This window comes from Kitasatospora sp. NPDC057223 (assembly GCF_042669755.1).
Taxonomy (GTDB): domain Bacteria; phylum Actinomycetota; class Actinomycetes; order Streptomycetales; family Streptomycetaceae; genus Kitasatospora.
This window is the reverse complement of the sequence record NZ_JBHUWW010000015.1, coordinates 78,051-94,717: the sequence shown is the minus strand read 5'-3', so window position 1 is coordinate 94,717 and position 16,667 is coordinate 78,051. Positions and strand designations below refer to the sequence as shown.

Sequence of the window (16,667 nt, the reverse complement as noted above, 5' to 3'; positions counted from 1 at the left end):
CCCCGGACCACCGGGGCGGCCGCCGCCTGGCGTGTTCTGTCAGTCCCAGGTGGTAGTACTTGGAGCGATGAGCAGCACAGACGAGGCCGGAGGGAGCGGGGCGCCGGAGCAGCTCGCGTTCATCCGCGAGACGGTCCGCCGCGCGAAGCCGCGTACCTGGCTGGGCGCCCAGCGGGCCGAGCACCTGCCGGTCGCCCGGGTGCTGGTCGACAAGGGGCTGCTCCACCTCGACCAGTTCTTCGACTACGCGGTGCCCGCCAACCTCGCCGACGACGCGGTGCCGGGCGTCCGCGTCCGGGTGCGTTTCGGGGCGCGCGTGGTGAACGGCCGGCGCGAGGGCGGGGAGCTGCACGACGGCTTCATCGTCGAGCGCCGCGCGGCCAGTGACTACGCGGGCCCGCTCGCGCCGCTCGCCCAGGTGCTGTCGCCCGAGCCCGTGCTCACCCCCGAGCTGCTGCGGCTCTGCCGCACCGTCGCCGACCGCTACGCGGGCACCCTCGCCGACGTCCTCCAGCTCGCCGTGCCGCCCCGCCACGCCAAGGCGGAGGCCGAGCCCTCCCCGCCCGCCCTGGCGCCGCCCGCCGCGCCCGAGCCCGGCAGCTGGAGCCGCTACCCGCAGGGGCCCGACTACCTGACGGCGCTCGCCGACGGCCACGCGCCCCGCGCGGTGTGGACGGCGCTGCCCGGCCCGACCTGGCCGCAGGAGATCGCCCGGGCGGTCGCCGCCACGCTGGCCGGCGGGCGCGGCGCGCTTGTCGTGCTGCCCGACGGGCGCTCCACCGCCCGGGTCGACGAGGCGCTCACCGACCTGCTCGGCGGCGGCCGGCACGCGACGCTCGCCGCCGACCTGGGCCCCAAGGAGCGCTACCGGCGGTGGCTGGCCGTCAGCCGGGGCTCGGTGCGGGCGGCCGTCGGCACCCGGGCGACGATGTTCGCCCCCGTCCGGGACCTCGGCCTGGTGGTCGTCTGGTCGGACGGCGACGGGAGCCACTCCGACCCGCGCGCCCCGCACCCGCACGTGCGGGACGTCGCGCTGCTGCGCGCGGCCGAGGAGGGGGCGGCCGTGCTGCTCGGGGGGCTCGCGGTCACCGTGGAGGGCGCGCAGCTCGTCAACACGGGCTGGGCCCGGCCGCTGGCCGCCGAGCGGGCGACCGTCCGCGAGGTGGCCCCCCGCGTGCGTACCGTCAGCGACCTGGACCAGGCCCGGGACGCCGCCGCCCAGGCCGCCCGGCTGCCCAGCATCGCCTGGCAGGTCGCGCGGGACGCACTGGCGTCGGGCCCGGTGCTGATCCAGGTGCCCAGGCGCGGCTACGTCCCCAGGCTGGCCTGCGGGCGCTGCCGGCACCCCGCCCGCTGCCGGCACTGCGAGGGCCCGCTGGAGGCCGCGTCCGCCGCCGAGCCGCTGCGCTGCGGCTGGTGCGGGGAGGCCGAGGCCTCCTGGCACTGCACCGAGTGCGGCTCGTTCCGGCTGCGGGCCCAGGTGGTCGGCGCCCGGCGGACGGCGGAGGAGCTGGGCAAGGCCTTCCCGCGGATCCCGGTCCGGACGTCGGGCCGGGACGCCGTGCTGCTCTCCGTCCCGGCCGAGCCCGCCCTGGTGATCTCCACACCCGGCGCCGAACCGGTCGCCGAGGGCGGCTACGCGGCCGCCCTGCTGCTCGACGGCTGGGCCCTGCTGAGCCGCCCCGACCTGCGGGCGGGGGAGGAGACGCTGCGGCTCTGGCTCACGGCGGCCGGGCTGGTCCGGCCGGCCGCCGAGGGCGGCACGGTCGTGGTGGTCGCGGAGCCGAGCGCCCGGCCCGTCCAGGCGCTCGTGCGGTGGGACCCGGCGGGGCACGCCGCGATCGAACTGGAGGAGCGGGCCCAGCTGCACTTCCCGCCGGTCTCCCGGATGGCCTCGGTGACCGGCTCCCCGGCCGCCGTCGAGGATCTGCTCGGGCTGGTCCGGCTGCCGGAGGGCGCCGACGTGCTCGGTCCGGTCCCGGTGCCCGGCGGGCGGGGCGAGGAGGTCGAGCGGGCCCTGCTGCGGGTGCCGCCCGGGCAGGGATCGGCGCTGGCCGCCGCGCTCAAGGCGGCGCAGATCGCCCGGATCGCGCTTCGGACGCCCGACCCGGTGAAGGTGCGGATCGACCCGCTGGACATCGGCTGAGGACCGCCCAGCCGGGGTGACCCGGCTCGGCGGTCCGCCGTTCCTCAGCCCCGCAGCGGCAGGCCCGACCGGTTCAGGCCGCCCTGGCGGGCCGCCGGGACGGTCACGGCCAGGCCGGACGGGCCGGAGCCCGGGCCGCCGGCGCCCACCGCCGGGCCGCCCAGGGCTCCCGGTGCGGCCGCCACCACCTCCTCGGCGCGCTCGCCCCGGCCGGGGCCGGCCGGGGCCGGGACGGCTCCGGCCGCCAGCAGCTCGCCGGCGGGCCGCCGCATGCCGTAGCGCCGGTGCACGGCCTGCTTGGTGACACCGAGGGCGGAGCCCACGGAGTCCCAGGAGAAGCCCAGCGCCCGGTCGAACTCGACCGCCGCCGCGACCAGCGTCTCCACGCTCTCGCGCAGCTCCTGCGCCAGGCGCACCGTGGGCGCGGGCGCCCGCCCGTACACCACGAACCCCGCCGAGGTGCTGGGCCGCCGGGGGCGGTAGACGTTGCCCAACTGCGCGGTGAGGGTCCGCAGCGCGTCGACCTGCCGCCGCACCCGCTCGATGTCCCGCACCAGCAGGTGCAGGCTCGCCCGCGCCCGGGCGTCGTGATTGATCTGCTCGGCCATGGCCTACGTGCCACCTTCCGTACGGTCAGCTCGGCCGGGGCGGTCAGCCGCGCCCCGATCCGTCCCACTCGGTCAAACCCACTCGGTCAATCTCACTTGACCAACGCGGCAGCAGGGGCCGGGGTCACGCAGCCGGGCAGACTCGGGATATGCCAGAACACCCGGAGCCCGTTCGCACGGGCTTGCGGGGGCGGACCGGAGGCCCGGACGGATTGCATAGACTTGTCATCTGCCAGCCGTCCGGAACCGCCCCGACAGGAGTCCGCCACCGTGCCGATCCAGCCGATCCGCATCTTCGGTGACCCCGTCCTGCGGGCCACCGCACAGCCGGTGACCACCTTCGACAAGGAACTGCGCACCCTGGTCAAGGACCTCACCGACACCATGCTCGACGCCCCCGGCGCCGGCCTGGCGGCGCCCCAACTCGGCGTCTCACTGCGGGTGTTCACCTACCACGTGGACGGCGTCACCGGGCACCTGGTCAACCCGGACCTGAGCCTCACCGACGAGGAGCAGGACGGCCCCGAGGGCTGCCTCTCATTGCCCGGCCTGCGCTTCGACACCAGGCGCGCGTACGGCGTGGTCGCCAGGGGCTTCACCATGTACGGCGACCCGGTCACCGTCGAGGGCACCGAACTGCTCGCCCGCTGCATCCAGCACGAGACCGACCACCTCGACGGCATCATCTTCATCGACCGCCTCGACCGCGAGCGGCGCAAGGCCGCCCTCAAGGCGATCCGGGAGTCCGAGTGGGGCGACGGGCCGGCCCCGGCCGTCCGGATCTCCCCGCACAGCACCTTCGGCAGCGCCCGCTGACCCTCCGTCACCGTTCTCCCCGCCCAGCCCCCTACCCGGAAGGCCCTTGATGCGCCTCGTCTTCGCCGGCACCCCCGAGGTCGCCGTTCCCGCCCTGGACGCCCTGCTGGCCTCCGACCGGCACGAGGTCGTCGCGGTGGTCACCCGCCCGGACGCCCCCGCCGGGCGCGGGCGCAAGCTGGTCGCCAGCCCCGTCGCGCAGCGCGCGGAGGAGGCCGGGATCGAGATCCTCAAGCCCGCGAAGCCGGGCGACCCGGAGTTCCTGGCCCGGCTCGCCGAGATCGCTCCGGACTGCTGCCCGGTGGTGGCGTACGGCGCGCTGATCCGCCCCGGTGCGCTGGAGGTCCCGAAGCACGGCTGGGTCAACCTGCACTTCTCGCTGCTGCCGGCCTGGCGCGGCGCCGCCCCTGTGCAGCACGCCGTGATGGCCGGGGACGAGGTCACCGGCGCGTCGACCTTTCTGATCGAGCAGGGGCTCGACTCCGGGCCGGTCTTCGGTGTCATCACCGAGGAGATCCGTCCCACGGACACCAGCGGTGAACTGCTCACCCGGCTCGCGCACTCCGGCGCCCGCCTGCTGACCGCGACCATGGACGGCATCGAGGACGGCGGCCTGAGCGCCGTCCCGCAGCCCGCCGACGGCGTCACCCTGGCCCCGAAGATCACCGTCGAGGACGCCCGGATCGACTGGGCCCACCCGGCCCTGCGGATCGACCGTGTGGTGCGCGGCTGCGCCCCGGCCCCCGGCGCCTGGACGACGTTCCGGGGCGAGCGGCTCAAGCTCTCCGGCCCGGTCCGGCTGCTGGCCGGCAGCGCCGAGCTGGCGCCCGGCGTGCTCGCGGTGGAGAAGAACAGCCTGCGGGTCGGCACCGGCAGTCACGAGGTCGAACTCGGCGAGGTCCAGCCGCAGGGCAAGAAGCCGATGCGCGCGGCAGACTGGGCCCGGGGGGCCCGCATCGAGTCCGGCGAGCAGCTCGGACTCTGATCCTCAGGTTTAGCTTTACTGTTTCACCGGCCGGACCATCCGTACACCCGCAGCACATTGAGGCACCACGTGAGCACCCCCAGCACCCCCAGCGGCTCCGGCACTCCCCGGACCAGCGGCACTCCCCGGACCTCCGGCGCCAAGCGCCCCCCTCGCCCGCACCGCCGCCCGAAGAAGGACCCGGCGCGGATGGTCGCCTTCCGCGCGCTGCGCGCCGTCGACGAGCGCGACGCGTACGCCAACCTGATCCTGCCCTCGCTGCTCCGCGAGGCCGAGCAGAAGCACAACCTCGACCGGCGCGACGCCGCCCTCGCCACCGAACTCGTCTACGGCACCCTGCGACTCCAGGGCACCTACGACGCCGTCATCGCGGCCTGCATCGACCGGCCGCTGCGCGAGGTCGACCCGCCCGTCCTCGACGTGCTCTCGCTCGGCGCGCACCAGCTGCTCACCACCCGCATCCCCAGCCACGCCGCCGTCTCCGCGACGGTCGAGCTGGCCCGCGCGGTGCTCGGCGACGGCAAGGCCAAGTTCGTCAACGCCGTCCTGCGCCGGATCAGCGCCCAGGACATGGCGGCCTGGATCGCCCAGGTCGCCCCGCCGTACGAGAAGGACGCCGAGGACCACCTCGCCGTCGTCCACTCCCACCCGCGCTGGGTCGTCTCCGCCCTGTGGGACTCGCTCGGCCGCTGGCAGCCCGACGCCGCCGGGCGCACCGCGATCGAAGAACTCCTCACGGCGGACAACGAGCGCCCCGAGGTCACCCTCGTCGCCCGCCCCGGGCGCGCGACCGCCCAGGAGCTGACCGAGGCACTGCCCGAGTCGACCCCCGGCCGCTGGTCCCCGTACGCGGTGCGGCTCGCCGAGGGCGGCGACCCCGGCGGCGTCGAGGCCGTCAAGGAGAACCGCGTCGGCGTCCAGGACGAGGGCAGCCAGCTGGTCGCCCTCGCCCTCGCCGCCGCCCCGCTGGAGGGCGCCGACCGCCTCTGGCTGGACGGCTGCGCCGGCCCCGGCGGCAAGGCCGCCCTGCTCGCCGCCCTCGCCGCGCAGCGCGGCGCCGCCCTCGTCGCCAGCGAGAAGCAGCCGCACCGCGCCAAGCTGGTCGCGCGCGCCCTCGACGGCAACCCCGGCCCCTACACCGTGATCGCCGCCGACGGCCTCAAGCCCGCCTGGCGGCCCGGCAGCTTCGACCGCGTGCTGGTCGATGTGCCCTGCTCCGGCCTCGGCGCCCTGCGCCGCCGCCCGGAGGCCCGCTGGCGCCGCCGCCCCGAGGACATCGCCGCCTTCGGCCCGCTCCAGCGGGACCTGCTGCGCGGCGCCGTCGCCGCCACCCGGATCGGCGGCGTGGTCGGCTACGCGACCTGCTCGCCGCACCTCGCCGAGACCCGCGCCGTGGTCGACGACGTGCTGCGCGAGGAGGGCGGCCGGCTGGAGTGGATCGACGCCCGCCCGCTGCTGCCCGGCGTCCCTGCCCTCGGCGACGGCCCGGACGTCCAGCTCTGGCCGCACCTGCACGGCACCGACGCGATGTACCTGGCCCTGCTGCGCCGCACGGCCTGACACCGGGCGCGCCCCCGGCCGGCCCCCGGTCACCCGGGCGGCCGGCCGCGTTGCTGCGCGTGCAGGGCGCGCAGCGCCACCTCGGTCGCGAACCGGTCGTCCGGGTCGGCCAGTTGCTCCCCGAAGGCACGGTCCAGGATGCGCATCCGGTAGCGCACGGTCTGCGGGTGCACCCCGAGGAGCCGGGCCATCTGGGCGGCCGTGCCGCGGGTGGTGAGCCAGGTCAGCAGGGTGTCGACGAGCCGGCCCTGCTGGGCCGGGGTGAGGGCGGCGAGCGGGCCGAGGTAGCGCTTCGCCAACTGCTGGACCAGCGCGGGATCGCCCAGCAGCCACAGCGACAGCAGGTGGTCGGCGCCGTCCAGCACCGGACGGTCCTCGATGATGCCGGCCGCCGCCAGGGCCAGCGCGTGCCGGGCCCAGCGCAGCGAGTGCGCGGCCTCGGCCAGCGGGGTGGTGAGGCCGTAGGCCGCCCGGCTGCCCTCCAGCGCCCGGTCCAGCATGGCCCGGCGTTCGGCGGTGAGCGCCCCGGGGACGAGCAGATGCGGCTCGGGGATGTTGAGGTCGAGCAGAACGTCCTTGTCCAGCAAAGCGGTCGGCGGATCGGACCCGGCTTCGAGAGCGACCATGGTGACCTCGGCCGGTAAGGGCCAGGCGGCGTGCTCGGCCAGCTCGGCGAGCGCCCGGCGGGCCACCGACGAGCCGGTGAGGATCCGCCGCAGCAACTGCCGGCGCCGGTTGTCCGGCTCCTCGCCCAGTTCGGCCATCGCCTGCAGATAGCCCTCGCGGGACAGCGCGGCGAGGTCACCCATGTACACGAAGAGGGCGTCGGCGAAGGACAGCATGACGGTGGCGGACAGGCTGTAGCGCTTGCCGAGCGTCCGCGCCCGGCGCAGTGCGGTCTGGCAGCCGATCCGGTAGGCCTCCTGGAGCATGTCCAGGCTGCGTCCCTCGTAGGCCTCGAACCGGCCGAAGCGGCGGCAGATGTCGTCCCGGAGCACGGTGGTGGCGGTGGGGACGGCGATCTGGTCGACGAAGGCGGCGATGTTCTGCTCGATGCCGAGCCGGATGACCCTTGCGTTGGGGCCGTCCATCAGCGGCTTGTACTCGGGGATGGCGGCGATGATCTCACTCGCCATCTCCTTGAGCAGGCTGGGGAGTTCAGGTCTCATGATCATGGCCAACTCGCGCGGCATCGGGCCCATCGGCTCGCCCCGCTCCGTCGGCGGTCTGGCTACGCCCATGCCTGTCCCCCTGACTCTTCGCCGCCCTGCGGGCCGCGGGCCGGGGCCGGTGGCGGGTGCGGGCGGGGAAGTTCGGTCGGCGGGTCCGCCGCCGGGGCTGGTGGGGGCGGCGGACCTGACGGTAGTGGGTCGCGTACAACGTGTCGCGGCTGCGTGAAAGATAGACCACGGCGTGTGCGGAGCGCAGTACCCCCGACACGGAAACCTCGCCGCCGCCCGGCGGCCCGGGTCGCGGGTGGCGGCGCGGCCGTCCCGTCGTGGCTGGTCGGCCGCTTCGCCGGGTGGCCCGGAATGCTCGCTCGGTTATAAATTCCCGCCGGTATTTGCTGCTCGAATGACAAGGGAATACCCGCCGGTAGGTGCGCCCGAAGAATCTGCGCCGCGACTGTTGCCCGCCTGGGTTACCCATGCGTAACGTCGCCGTTCAGCAGGGCAGGGAGAGCGGAATCGAGTTCCCTCGAATTCGCCCTCCAGCAGCCCGGACTTCCCGTTCTCCGGGTCCCCCACCCTCCCTGAAAGGATCAATCGTGCGCAAGTTCACCAAGAGCGGTCTGGTCGTCGCCGCGGCATTCACCGCAGCCGCCGGCCTCGCCGCGAGCCCCGCGTCCGCCGCCCCCACCTGGAGCACCAGCCCCGGCGGTGCGTTCACCGCGAAGGCACTCTCGCCGAAGCTCACCGACACCAAGACCGGCACCAAGCTCACCTGCACCTCCTCCGCCGCGGCCGGCAACATCGCGGTCGGCAGCGGCCTGTCCGGCGTCGCCATCGCCACCATCACCTCGGTCAGCTGGGCGAGTTGCTCCGGCCCGCTGGGCATCACCTTCACGGTCACCCCGCAGGGCCTGCCCTGGACCCTCAACGCCTTGTCGTACAACGCCGCCACGGGCACCACCACCGGCACCCTCACCGGCGTCAAGGCCCACATCAGCGGCGCCGGCTGCACCGCCGACTTCTACGGCCCGACCAGCACCACCGCGGCCACCCTCACCGGCACGTACACCAACTCCAACAGCACGCTGACCCTCAGCGGCGGCGACCTGCACGCGTACAACGTCTCGGGCACCTGCCTCGGGCTGATCAACAACGGCGACGCCGCCACCTACAACGCCGGCTACGCGCTCGCCGCCCCGCAGGCGATCACCTCGCCCTGACCCGGCGGCCCGGGCCCGTCGTCCTCCCGGGCCCGGGCATCCGCCACGGCACCCCGCAGCCGGACACCCCCCGGCGGCGGGGTGCCGTGCACCCGGCGAGCACTCAACGGAGGACAAGATTCCGCGGCCGGATTGTCAATCGGTGACAAGAAATACGGCTCCCGCGAAGTCGCGGAATTCTCCGGGGTTCGATCACTTGTCGCTTCTTGTTACCGGCCCGTACTGTCCAGTGCCCTGAGCAGTTCGGCCCCGGTGCTTTCCTTCCGGCGGCGCTGCGAACGTGTCCGATCCGAATGCATCCGGTCCGACGGCCCCCCGGGCCGGTCCGGCGAGCGAGCCAGAGGAGTACCGCGATGACGGAAGCAGTGGCCCGGCGCCGCAACTGGCGTCCGGCGGGGGTCGCGGCCGTCGCGCTGCTGGCGGGGCTGCTGCCGGCGGCGGCCTCGTCGGCCGACGGGCCGGACGGCGGGCTCCGGCTGCTGTACACCTGCGCGTTCGCCCAGGGGCCGCAGGAGGTACGGGTCACGCTCGCGCAGTCCTACCCGGCCGGCGGGGAGGCCGGCCGGCCCGTCCAGCCCGGTCCGCTGACGGCGACCGTCGCGATGTCCGGGGCGGCCGCCGCCGCGGCCCTGCCCGCCGGCACGGAGGCCGTCGCCGGCCGAGGTTCGCTCAGGGCCCTGGTGGCACAGGGGACTTCGAAGGCGGACGCCGACTGGTCGGGCCTCACCGCCCCGGCGGTCCCGCTCACCGGCGCCGACGACCTGGTGCTCACCTTCAGCGGGCCGGTCGCACCGGTGACGGTGTCCGCGCCGGGCGACGTCACCTTCACCGCCGCCGGCCTCACCCTCGGACTGCTCGGCGGTGCGGCCGAGACCGTCGTGGACTGTACCCAGAAAGCCCAGCAGCAAGCCCGGTTGGGCACCGTACCGGTGGTGGCCCAGGCGCCGCCGTCGGGCACGCCGTCGGGGTTGCCGTCGCCGGGCACGGCGTCACCCTCGGGGTCGAGGCCGCCGGGCACACCGTCGCCCTCCACCTCCCGGCCGGCCTCTGCGCCCGCCTCGCCCGCCGGCTCCGCGACCCCCACCCGGGCCACTCCGTCCGCCGCTCCGACGGGCGGTGCCCCGGCTCCGTCCGCGCCGCTGTCGGCTCCCGCCGCGTCGGCCTCCCGGCCGGCGGCCCAACTCGTCGCACCGCCGGCCGCGGCCCCCGCGCCGGAGGGCACCATCACCGTCGAGGGCCCCGTGCACTCCGGGGTCAGCGAATGCCCGCCGGCCCCGGCGGGCGAGCTGGACCCGCGGCGGCTGCCGAAGGTGCCCGAGGGCGCGATCGTGCTGCCGATGCCCGGGGCCGACCCGTTCGAGCCGGTACCGGCCTGCGCCTACGCCGTCGGCTACGCCAACGTCGGCAAGCTCGGCGCGGCCGCCCTCGTGAACGACCCCCGGCAGGCCCCGGCCCTCGTCCGGGTGGACATGCACAAGCGGATCGTCATGCTCTGGACGGAGGACGGGAGCCCCGGGTACGTCGAGGTGGACGGCATCGGCAGCCTCGAACTCCCCCCGGCCGAGGCGACTTTCCTCACCTTCGGGTTCATGCCGGTGACCGCCAGGATGAAACTCACCCCGCTCGGACCGCTGACCTTCACCGTGATCGGCAACTCGGACTGGGACCAGCCGGTGATCACGACCGTCGGCGGCTACCAGGCGCTCAGCCTGGACGACGTCTCGGTCAACGGCACGCCGCTGGACGTCGGCCCGGACTGCCACGCGGCCGCGCCGATCGACCTCACCCTCACCGGACGCCAGGACAGCGGGATCACCGACGACGACGGCAGACCCGACTACACCGTGCAGACCGGCGGCCCGCTGTCGTCCGGGAACCTCGTCATCCCCCCGTTCACCGGCTGCCGGGGCGGCAACGGGGAGGACCTGAGCGCCCTGTTCACGGCGGCGGTCTCCGGCGCCGGGAACTCGCTCAACTTCATCCAGGGCGCCCTGTGCACTCCCACCAGCGACCAGCCGAACGGATGCCTGCCGGAGGTCGAGATGCCCGCCCCGCCGCACCGCTGACCCCAACGCCCTTGCCGGCCCGGCCGACAGGTCTCGTTCACACCATCGGGAGGTGTCATGGGAATCGAAGTGATCGTCGAAGGTCTGACAAAGTCGTTCGGTCGACAGACCGTCTGGCAGGACGTCTCGCTCACGCTGCCGCCCGGCGAGGTCAGCGTGCTGCTCGGCCCCTCGGGCACCGGCAAGACGGTGTTCCTGAAATCCGTCATCGGGTTGCTCAAGCCGGAGCGCGGCCGGGTCCTCGTCAACGGCGTCGACATGGTGAACAGCCCCGAACGGGACATCTACGAGGCCCGCAAGCTGTTCGGCCTGATGTTCCAGGACGGTGCGCTCTTCGGCTCGATGAGCCTCTTCGACAACATCGCCTTCCCGCTGCGGGAGCACACCCGCACCAGGGAGCGGGACATCCGCCGCATCGTGATGGAGCGGATGGAGATGGTCGGCCTGGTCGGCGCCGAGCGCAAGCTCCCGGGCCAGATCTCCGGCGGCATGCGCAAACGCGCCGGACTGGCCCGCGCACTCGTCCTCGACCCGCAGATCATCCTCTGCGACGAACCCGACTCCGGACTCGACCCCGTCCGCACCTCGTACCTGTCGCAACTGCTCATCGACCTCAACGCGCAGACCGACGCGACCATGCTGATCGTCACCCACAACCTCGACATCGCGTCCACCGTGCCGGACAACCTGGGCATGCTCTTCCGCCGGCGGCTGGTCGCCTTCGGCCCCCGGGAGCTGCTCCTCACCAGCGAGGAGCCCGTCGTGCGGCAGTTCCTCACCGGCCGCCGGGAGGGGCCGATCGGGATGTCGGAGGAGAAGGACGAGGCCACCCTGGCCGGCGAGCGGCGCGGCGCCGCCGCGCTGCCGGAGCCGCCGCGGGCCCTCGCTCCGCAACTGCAGCCGTCCGCCGGCCTGCCGGACCGGTCCGCGGTCGGGCGCCGCCGGGCCAGGGCGCTGCGGATGTGGGACCAACTGCCCGGCCCCGCCCGCGAAGCGCTGCGCGCCGCCGCCCCCGTGCCGGACCGGGGAGAGCCGGCGTGAGCGCCGCCGCCCGGCTGGCGGGGCCGCTGCGGCAGAGCGGCCGGCTGTTCGCGCTGTCCGCCACCACCGTGCGCGAGACGTTCCGGCGCCCGTTCCAGGTGCGCGAGCTGATCGAGCAGTTCTGGTTCGTCGCCAGCGTGACGATCCTGCCCGCCGCCCTGGTCTCGATCCCGTTCGGGGCCGTCATCGCCCTCCAGGTCGGCTCGCTCGCCCAGCAGTTGGGTGCGCAGTCGTTCACCGGCGGAGCCAGCGTGCTCGCCGTCGTCCAGCAGGCCAGCCCGCTGATCGTCGCGCTGCTCATCGCCGGGGCCGGGGGAGCGGCGATCTGCGCCGACCTGGGCTCGCGCACGATCCGCGAGGAGCTCGACGCGATGGCGGTGATGGGCGTCTCGCCCGTCCAACGCCTCGTCGTACCGCGTGTGCTGGCGACCATGCTGGTGGCCGTCCTGCTGAACGGACTGGTCTCGGTGGTCGGCACGCTCGGCGGCTACTTCTTCAACGTCGTCCTGCAGCACGGCACACCCGGCGCCTACCTCTCCAGCTTCTCCGCCCTCGCCCAGCTGCCGGACCTGTACATCAGCGAGTTCAAGGCACTGGTCTTCGGCTTCGTCGCCGGAGTCGTCGCGGCCTACCGGGGCCTCAACCCCCGTGGTGGGCCCAAGGGCGTCGGGGACGCCGTCAACCAGTCCGTGGTCATCACGTTCCTGCTGCTGTTCTTCCTCAACATGGTGCTCACGGCCGTCTACCTGCAACTCGTCCCGCAGAAGGGAGCCTGAGCATGGCACTCCTCGACAAGCGTCCCGGCAGCAGCCCCGAGGATGACCCGCGGGACCCGGCCGAGCCCCGGCCGCCCCGGCGGGGGCTCGCCTTCCTGGACGAGACCGGCGACCACCTGCTGTTCCACCTCGCCGCCGTGCTGTGGATCCCCCGGACCCTGCGCCGTTACCTCGGCGAGGTCCAACGCCTGCTCGCCGAGGTGGCGTTCGGCAGCGGCGGCCTCGGCGTCATCGGCGGCACCGTCGGCGTGATGATCGGCATGACCCTCTTCACCGGCACCGTGGTCGGCCTGCAGGGCTACGCCGCGATGAACGAACTCGGCACCACCGCGTTCACCGGCTTCATCTCGGCGTACTTCAACACCCGCGAGATCGCGCCGCTGGTGGCCGGCCTGGCGCTGTCCGCGACCGTCGGCGCGGGCTTCACCGCCCAGCTCGGCGCCATGCGGATCAACGAGGAGATCGACGCGCTGGAGGGCATGGGCATCCGCAGCATGCCGTACCTCGTCACCACCAGGATCATCGCCGGGGTGGCCGCGATCATCCCCCTGTACGGCATCGGGCTGCTCAGCTCCTACGTCGCCTCCCGGGCCGTCACGGTGTTCGTCAACGGCCAGTCGGCGGGCACCTACGACCACTACTTCAACCTGTTCCTCTCCCCGGTGGACGTCCTGCTGTCCGGCCTCAAGGTCCTGGTCTTCAGCGTGATCGTGATCCTCGCGCACTGCTACTACGGCTACCGCGCCCAGGGCGGGCCCGCCGGAGTCGGCATCGCCGTCGGCCGCTCCGTCCGCAACGCGATCGTCATCATCAGCATCAGCGACTTCTTCCTGAGCCTGGCGATCTGGGGCGCGACCACGACGGTGCGGGTGGCCGGATGACCGCCGCCCCGGCGCGGCCCCGCCGCCGCACGCCCGCCGCCCGCCGCAGGCTCGCCGGCCTCGCCTTCCTGATGGCGCCCGTCCTGCTCGCCTGGCTCGCCGTCGCCGTCTACGACAAGAAGTTCACCGACACGGCGACCGTCACCGTCGAAGCGGGCAGCGTCGGCCACGAGATGCACGTCAACGCCGACGTGAAGCTGCGCGGCGTCGTGGTCGGCCGGGTCCGCGACATCACCTCGACCGGCGACGGCGCCCGCCTCGTCCTCGACATCGACCCGGTCCGCCTGCGGCAGATACCCGGCGACGTCTCCGCGCAGCTGCTGCCCACCACCCTGTTCGGCGAGCGGTTCGTTGCCCTCGTCCCGGCCACCGCCACCACCGGCCGGACCCTCGCCCCGGGCGCCGTCATCCCGCGCGACCGCTCCGCCAACGCCGTCGAGCTCCAGCAGGTCCTCGACCACCTGATGCCACTGCTCACCGCCGTCCAGCCGGAGAAGCTCTCCGCCACCCTCAACGCCGTCGCCACCGCCCTGGACGGACGCGGTGCGCAGCTCGGCGCCACGCTCACCCAGCTGAACGGCTACCTCACCCGGCTCAACCCCGAACTGCCCGTCCTCACCGACGACATCGAACGGCTCGTCGAGGTCAGCCGGCTCTACGACCGGGCCGCCCCCGACATCGTCCAGGCACTCACGGACTTCACCCGCACCAGCCGCACCATCGCCCAGCAGCAGAACGGCCTCGCCGCCCTCTACGGCGCGACCAGCACCGCCGCGCAGGACCTCACGACCTTCCTGCGGCAGAACAAGGACAACCTGATCCGGCTGAGCACCGACAGCCGGACCACCCTCGACCTGCTCGCCGAGTACGCGCCGTCCTTCCCCTGCACGCTCAGCACCCTGGCCGCGTTCGTGCCCGTCATGGACCAGGCCCTGGGCAAGGGCACCGACCTGCCCGGTCTGCACCTCACCGTCACCACCGTGCCGGCGCGCGGCAGTTACCTGCCCGGCCAGGACACCCCGGTCTACCGGGCGAGCGGCGGCCCGGCCTGCTACTCCGTCCCCTACACCGGAGCCGGGGAGCGGCCGACGGACTCCGCGACCACCCCCGTACCCGCCACCACCGGCCCGGCCGCCGCAGGCCTGCCCAACTCCCCGCAGGAGAACGCCCTTGTCAACGAGCTGCTGGCCCCCGGCATGAACACCACCCCCCAGGCCCTGCCGGACTGGAGCAGTCTGCTGGCCGGCCCCGTCCTGCGGGGCGCGGAGGTGACACTCCGGTGAGACGACGAAGCATCGCGGGCCCGCTCGCCAAGTCGGTCGTGTTCGTCATCGTGACCGTACTCGCCACCACCGCACTGGCGTTCAGCATCGCCGGCACCGGCGTCGGGGACACCGTCGGCTACCACGCCCGCTTCAGCGACACCACCGGACTCACCGCCGGCGACAGCGTGCGGATCGCCGGGGTCAAGGTCGGCCGGGTCGACAGCATCCGGGTGGTCGACCGGCGGCTCGCCGAAGTGCGCTTCTCGGTCGCCAGGGACCGCCCGCTGCCCGCCTCCGCCACCGCCGCCGTCAAGTACCTCAACCTGGTCGGGCAGCGCTACCTCGACCTCGGGCAGGGCGCCGGACCGGTCGACCGCAGCCTCACCCCCGGCGACACCATCCCGCTGGAGCGCACCACTCCCGCGCTCGACCTCACCCAGCTCTTCGACGGGTTCCAACCGCTCTTCCAGGGCCTGTCGCCCCAGGACGTCAACCAACTGGCCGGGGAGATCGTCCAGGTGCTCCAGGGCGAGGGCGGCACCGTCGACAGCCTGCTGCGCACCATGGGCTCGCTCACCGGCACCCTGGCCGGCAAGGACCAGGTGATCGGCCAGGTCGTCGACAACCTCAACTCCGTCCTCGCCACCGTCAACGACCGCGAGAGCGGCTTCCGGGACCTGGTCGCCACCCTCCGGCAACTGGTGACCGGCTTCGCCGGCGACCGCGAACCCATCGGGCAGTCCGTCACCGCGATCGCCGCACTCACCGCGAGCACCACCGGACTCCTCCAGGACGGCCGGGCACCGCTCAAGGACAGCATCGGCCAGCTCGGCCGGCTCTCGGCCAACCTCGCCGACGGCACACCGCAGTTGGAGAACTTCCTGCGGCAGACCCCCGAGAAGATGCGGGCCATCGGCCGGGCCGCCTCCTACGGCTCCTGGTTCAACCTCTACCTCTGCCAGGCCACCGTCAGCGGCGTCGCCGCAGCGGACGGCAGCGCGCCGCCCACCGGCATCACGAGCACCGAAGCGAGGTGCAGCACCGGATGACCAGCACCAGCACCCGCACCTCCCGCAGGGGCCGCCCGATCGTCAGACCCCTCCGGGACCGCAACCCCGTCCTCGTCGGCGCGGTCGGCCTGCTCCTGCTCGCCCTCGTCGCCGTCGCCGCCTACCGGGCCGACTCACTGCCCGTCACCGGCGGCGGCACCACCTACCGCGCCGACTTCACCGAGGCCGCCGGGCTGCGCACCGGCAACGAGGTACGGGTCGCGGGCGTGAAGGTCGGCAAGGTCACCGCCGTGGCCCTGGACGGCAACCGGGTGAAGGTCACCTTCAAGGTCCGCGGCACCTGGATCGGCGACGCCAGCACCGCCGCCATCGGCATCAGGACGCTGCTCGGCGAGAAGTACCTGGCCCTCGACCCGCTCGGCACCGCCGCACAGGACCCGGCCACCCGGATCCCGCTGACCCGCACCACCTCGCCGTACGACGTCACCAGGGCACTGGACGGGCTCGGCCAGACCCTCGGCGCCCTCGACGCCCAGCAGCTCTCGCAGAGCTTCCAGACCATCGCCGACACCTTCAAGGACACCCCGGCCTCGGTACGCGGCGCCGTCGACGGCCTCTCCGCCCTCTCCCGGACGATCGCCGGCCGGGACGCCCAGCTCGCCCGCCTCCTGGCCGGCAGCAAACAGCTCACCGGCACCCTCGCCGACCAGAACGACCGGATCGAGACCCTGCTCTCCGACGGCAACCTGCTGCTCGGCGAACTGCGGCGGCGCCGCGACGCCATCCACGCGCTGCTCACCGGCACCAGGGACCTCAGCACCCAGCTCACCGGCCTGATCCAGGACAACACCGGGCAGCTCGCGCCCACCCTCGACGCCCTCGACCGGGTCACCACCGTGCTGCGCGCCAACCAGACCGGCCTCGACCAGGCCCTCGCCCTCGCCGGGCCCTACTACCGGCTGGTGGGCAACACCCTCGGCAGCGGCCGCTGGTTCGACAGCTACCTGTGCGGACTCGTCCCGAAGAACTACCTGCCCGCCGGCACCCCGCCGGAGACCGGGTGCATGCCCACCCAACCCCGGGAAGCGCGCTGATGAGGCGGTCACAGGCCCTGAGAAGGT

General features: G+C 74.0%; 14 protein-coding genes. 12 read left to right on the top strand and 2 right to left on the bottom strand.

Going from position 1 to position 16,667, the window contains the following annotated elements:
• The first annotated feature begins 67 nt into the window (after positions 1-67).
• Positions 68-2,146 carry a primosomal protein N' gene (locus tag ACFUK0_RS08995; RefSeq protein ID WP_380247735.1) on the top strand — a complete coding sequence of 693 codons (2,079 nt, stop codon included), beginning with the start codon at positions 68-70 and terminating at the stop codon, positions 2,144-2,146.
• A 44-nt stretch (positions 2,147-2,190) separates the two neighbouring features.
• Here the strand turns inward: ACFUK0_RS08995 and ACFUK0_RS08990 are convergent, their stop codons facing one another.
• Positions 2,191-2,754, bottom strand: coding sequence for a hypothetical protein (locus ACFUK0_RS08990; protein ID WP_380247733.1), 564 nt, complete (start codon positions 2,752-2,754; stop codon positions 2,191-2,193).
• Between the two features lie 270 nt (positions 2,755-3,024).
• Between ACFUK0_RS08990 and def the strand changes: the two genes are divergently transcribed.
• From def to ACFUK0_RS08975, 3 genes are all read left to right on the top strand, one after another.
• Positions 3,025-3,570: a peptide deformylase gene (gene def, locus ACFUK0_RS08985; protein ID WP_380247732.1), complete on the top strand. Its 546-nt coding sequence runs from the start codon at positions 3,025-3,027 to the stop codon at positions 3,568-3,570.
• Between the two features lie 49 nt (positions 3,571-3,619).
• Positions 3,620-4,555, top strand: a complete 936-nt coding sequence (fmt, locus tag ACFUK0_RS08980; protein ID WP_380247730.1) for a methionyl-tRNA formyltransferase — start codon at positions 3,620-3,622, stop codon at positions 4,553-4,555.
• A 69-nt stretch (positions 4,556-4,624) separates the two neighbouring features.
• The gene (locus ACFUK0_RS08975; RefSeq protein WP_380247728.1) at positions 4,625-6,115 is read left to right on the top strand and encodes an RsmB/NOP family class I SAM-dependent RNA methyltransferase; all 1,491 of its coding nucleotides are present in this window, start codon (positions 4,625-4,627) and stop codon (positions 6,113-6,115) included.
• A 29-nt stretch (positions 6,116-6,144) separates the two neighbouring features.
• Here ACFUK0_RS08975 and ACFUK0_RS08970 read toward each other — a convergent pair whose 3' ends face one another.
• The gene (locus ACFUK0_RS08970) at positions 6,145-7,356 is read right to left on the bottom strand and encodes a helix-turn-helix domain-containing protein (protein ID WP_380247726.1); all 1,212 of its coding nucleotides are present in this window, start codon (positions 7,354-7,356) and stop codon (positions 6,145-6,147) included.
• 527 nt (positions 7,357-7,883) lie between these two features.
• On the opposite strand from ACFUK0_RS08970, the gene ACFUK0_RS08965 reads away from it, so the two are divergent.
• The 8 genes from ACFUK0_RS08965 to ACFUK0_RS08930 all read left to right on the top strand — a co-directional run bounded on the left by ACFUK0_RS08965 (position 7,884) and on the right by ACFUK0_RS08930 (position 16,640).
• Positions 7,884-8,507, top strand: a complete 624-nt coding sequence (locus ACFUK0_RS08965) for a hypothetical protein (RefSeq protein ID WP_380247725.1) — start codon at positions 7,884-7,886, stop codon at positions 8,505-8,507.
• A 353-nt stretch (positions 8,508-8,860) separates the two neighbouring features.
• The gene (locus ACFUK0_RS08960; RefSeq protein WP_380247723.1) at positions 8,861-10,573 is read left to right on the top strand and encodes a DUF6801 domain-containing protein; all 1,713 of its coding nucleotides are present in this window, start codon (positions 8,861-8,863) and stop codon (positions 10,571-10,573) included.
• Between the two features lie 57 nt (positions 10,574-10,630).
• A complete protein-coding gene (locus tag ACFUK0_RS08955) occupies positions 10,631-11,614 on the top strand; it encodes an ABC transporter ATP-binding protein (RefSeq protein ID WP_380247722.1) in 984 nt (327 codons plus the stop codon).
• Positions 11,536-12,390: an MlaE family ABC transporter permease gene (locus ACFUK0_RS08950; protein WP_380247720.1), complete on the top strand. Its 855-nt coding sequence runs from the start codon at positions 11,536-11,538 to the stop codon at positions 12,388-12,390. Before ACFUK0_RS08955 ends, ACFUK0_RS08950 begins: the two co-directional genes overlap by 79 nt.
• Before the next feature lie 2 nt (positions 12,391-12,392).
• Positions 12,393-13,271 (top strand): MlaE family ABC transporter permease, encoded by an 879-nt coding sequence (locus ACFUK0_RS08945; protein WP_380247718.1) that lies wholly within the window; start codon positions 12,393-12,395, stop codon positions 13,269-13,271.
• Positions 13,268-14,554, top strand: a complete 1,287-nt coding sequence (locus tag ACFUK0_RS08940) for an MCE family protein (protein WP_380247716.1) — start codon at positions 13,268-13,270, stop codon at positions 14,552-14,554. The genes ACFUK0_RS08945 and ACFUK0_RS08940 overlap by 4 nt, the downstream gene beginning before the upstream one ends.
• Positions 14,551-15,585, top strand: a complete 1,035-nt coding sequence (locus tag ACFUK0_RS08935) for an MCE family protein (RefSeq protein WP_380247714.1) — start codon at positions 14,551-14,553, stop codon at positions 15,583-15,585. Before ACFUK0_RS08940 ends, ACFUK0_RS08935 begins: the two co-directional genes overlap by 4 nt.
• Positions 15,582-16,640 carry an MCE family protein gene (locus ACFUK0_RS08930; RefSeq protein WP_380247712.1) on the top strand — a complete coding sequence of 353 codons (1,059 nt, stop codon included), beginning with the start codon at positions 15,582-15,584 and terminating at the stop codon, positions 16,638-16,640. Before ACFUK0_RS08935 ends, ACFUK0_RS08930 begins: the two co-directional genes overlap by 4 nt.
• Positions 16,641-16,667: the final 27 nt, after the last annotated feature.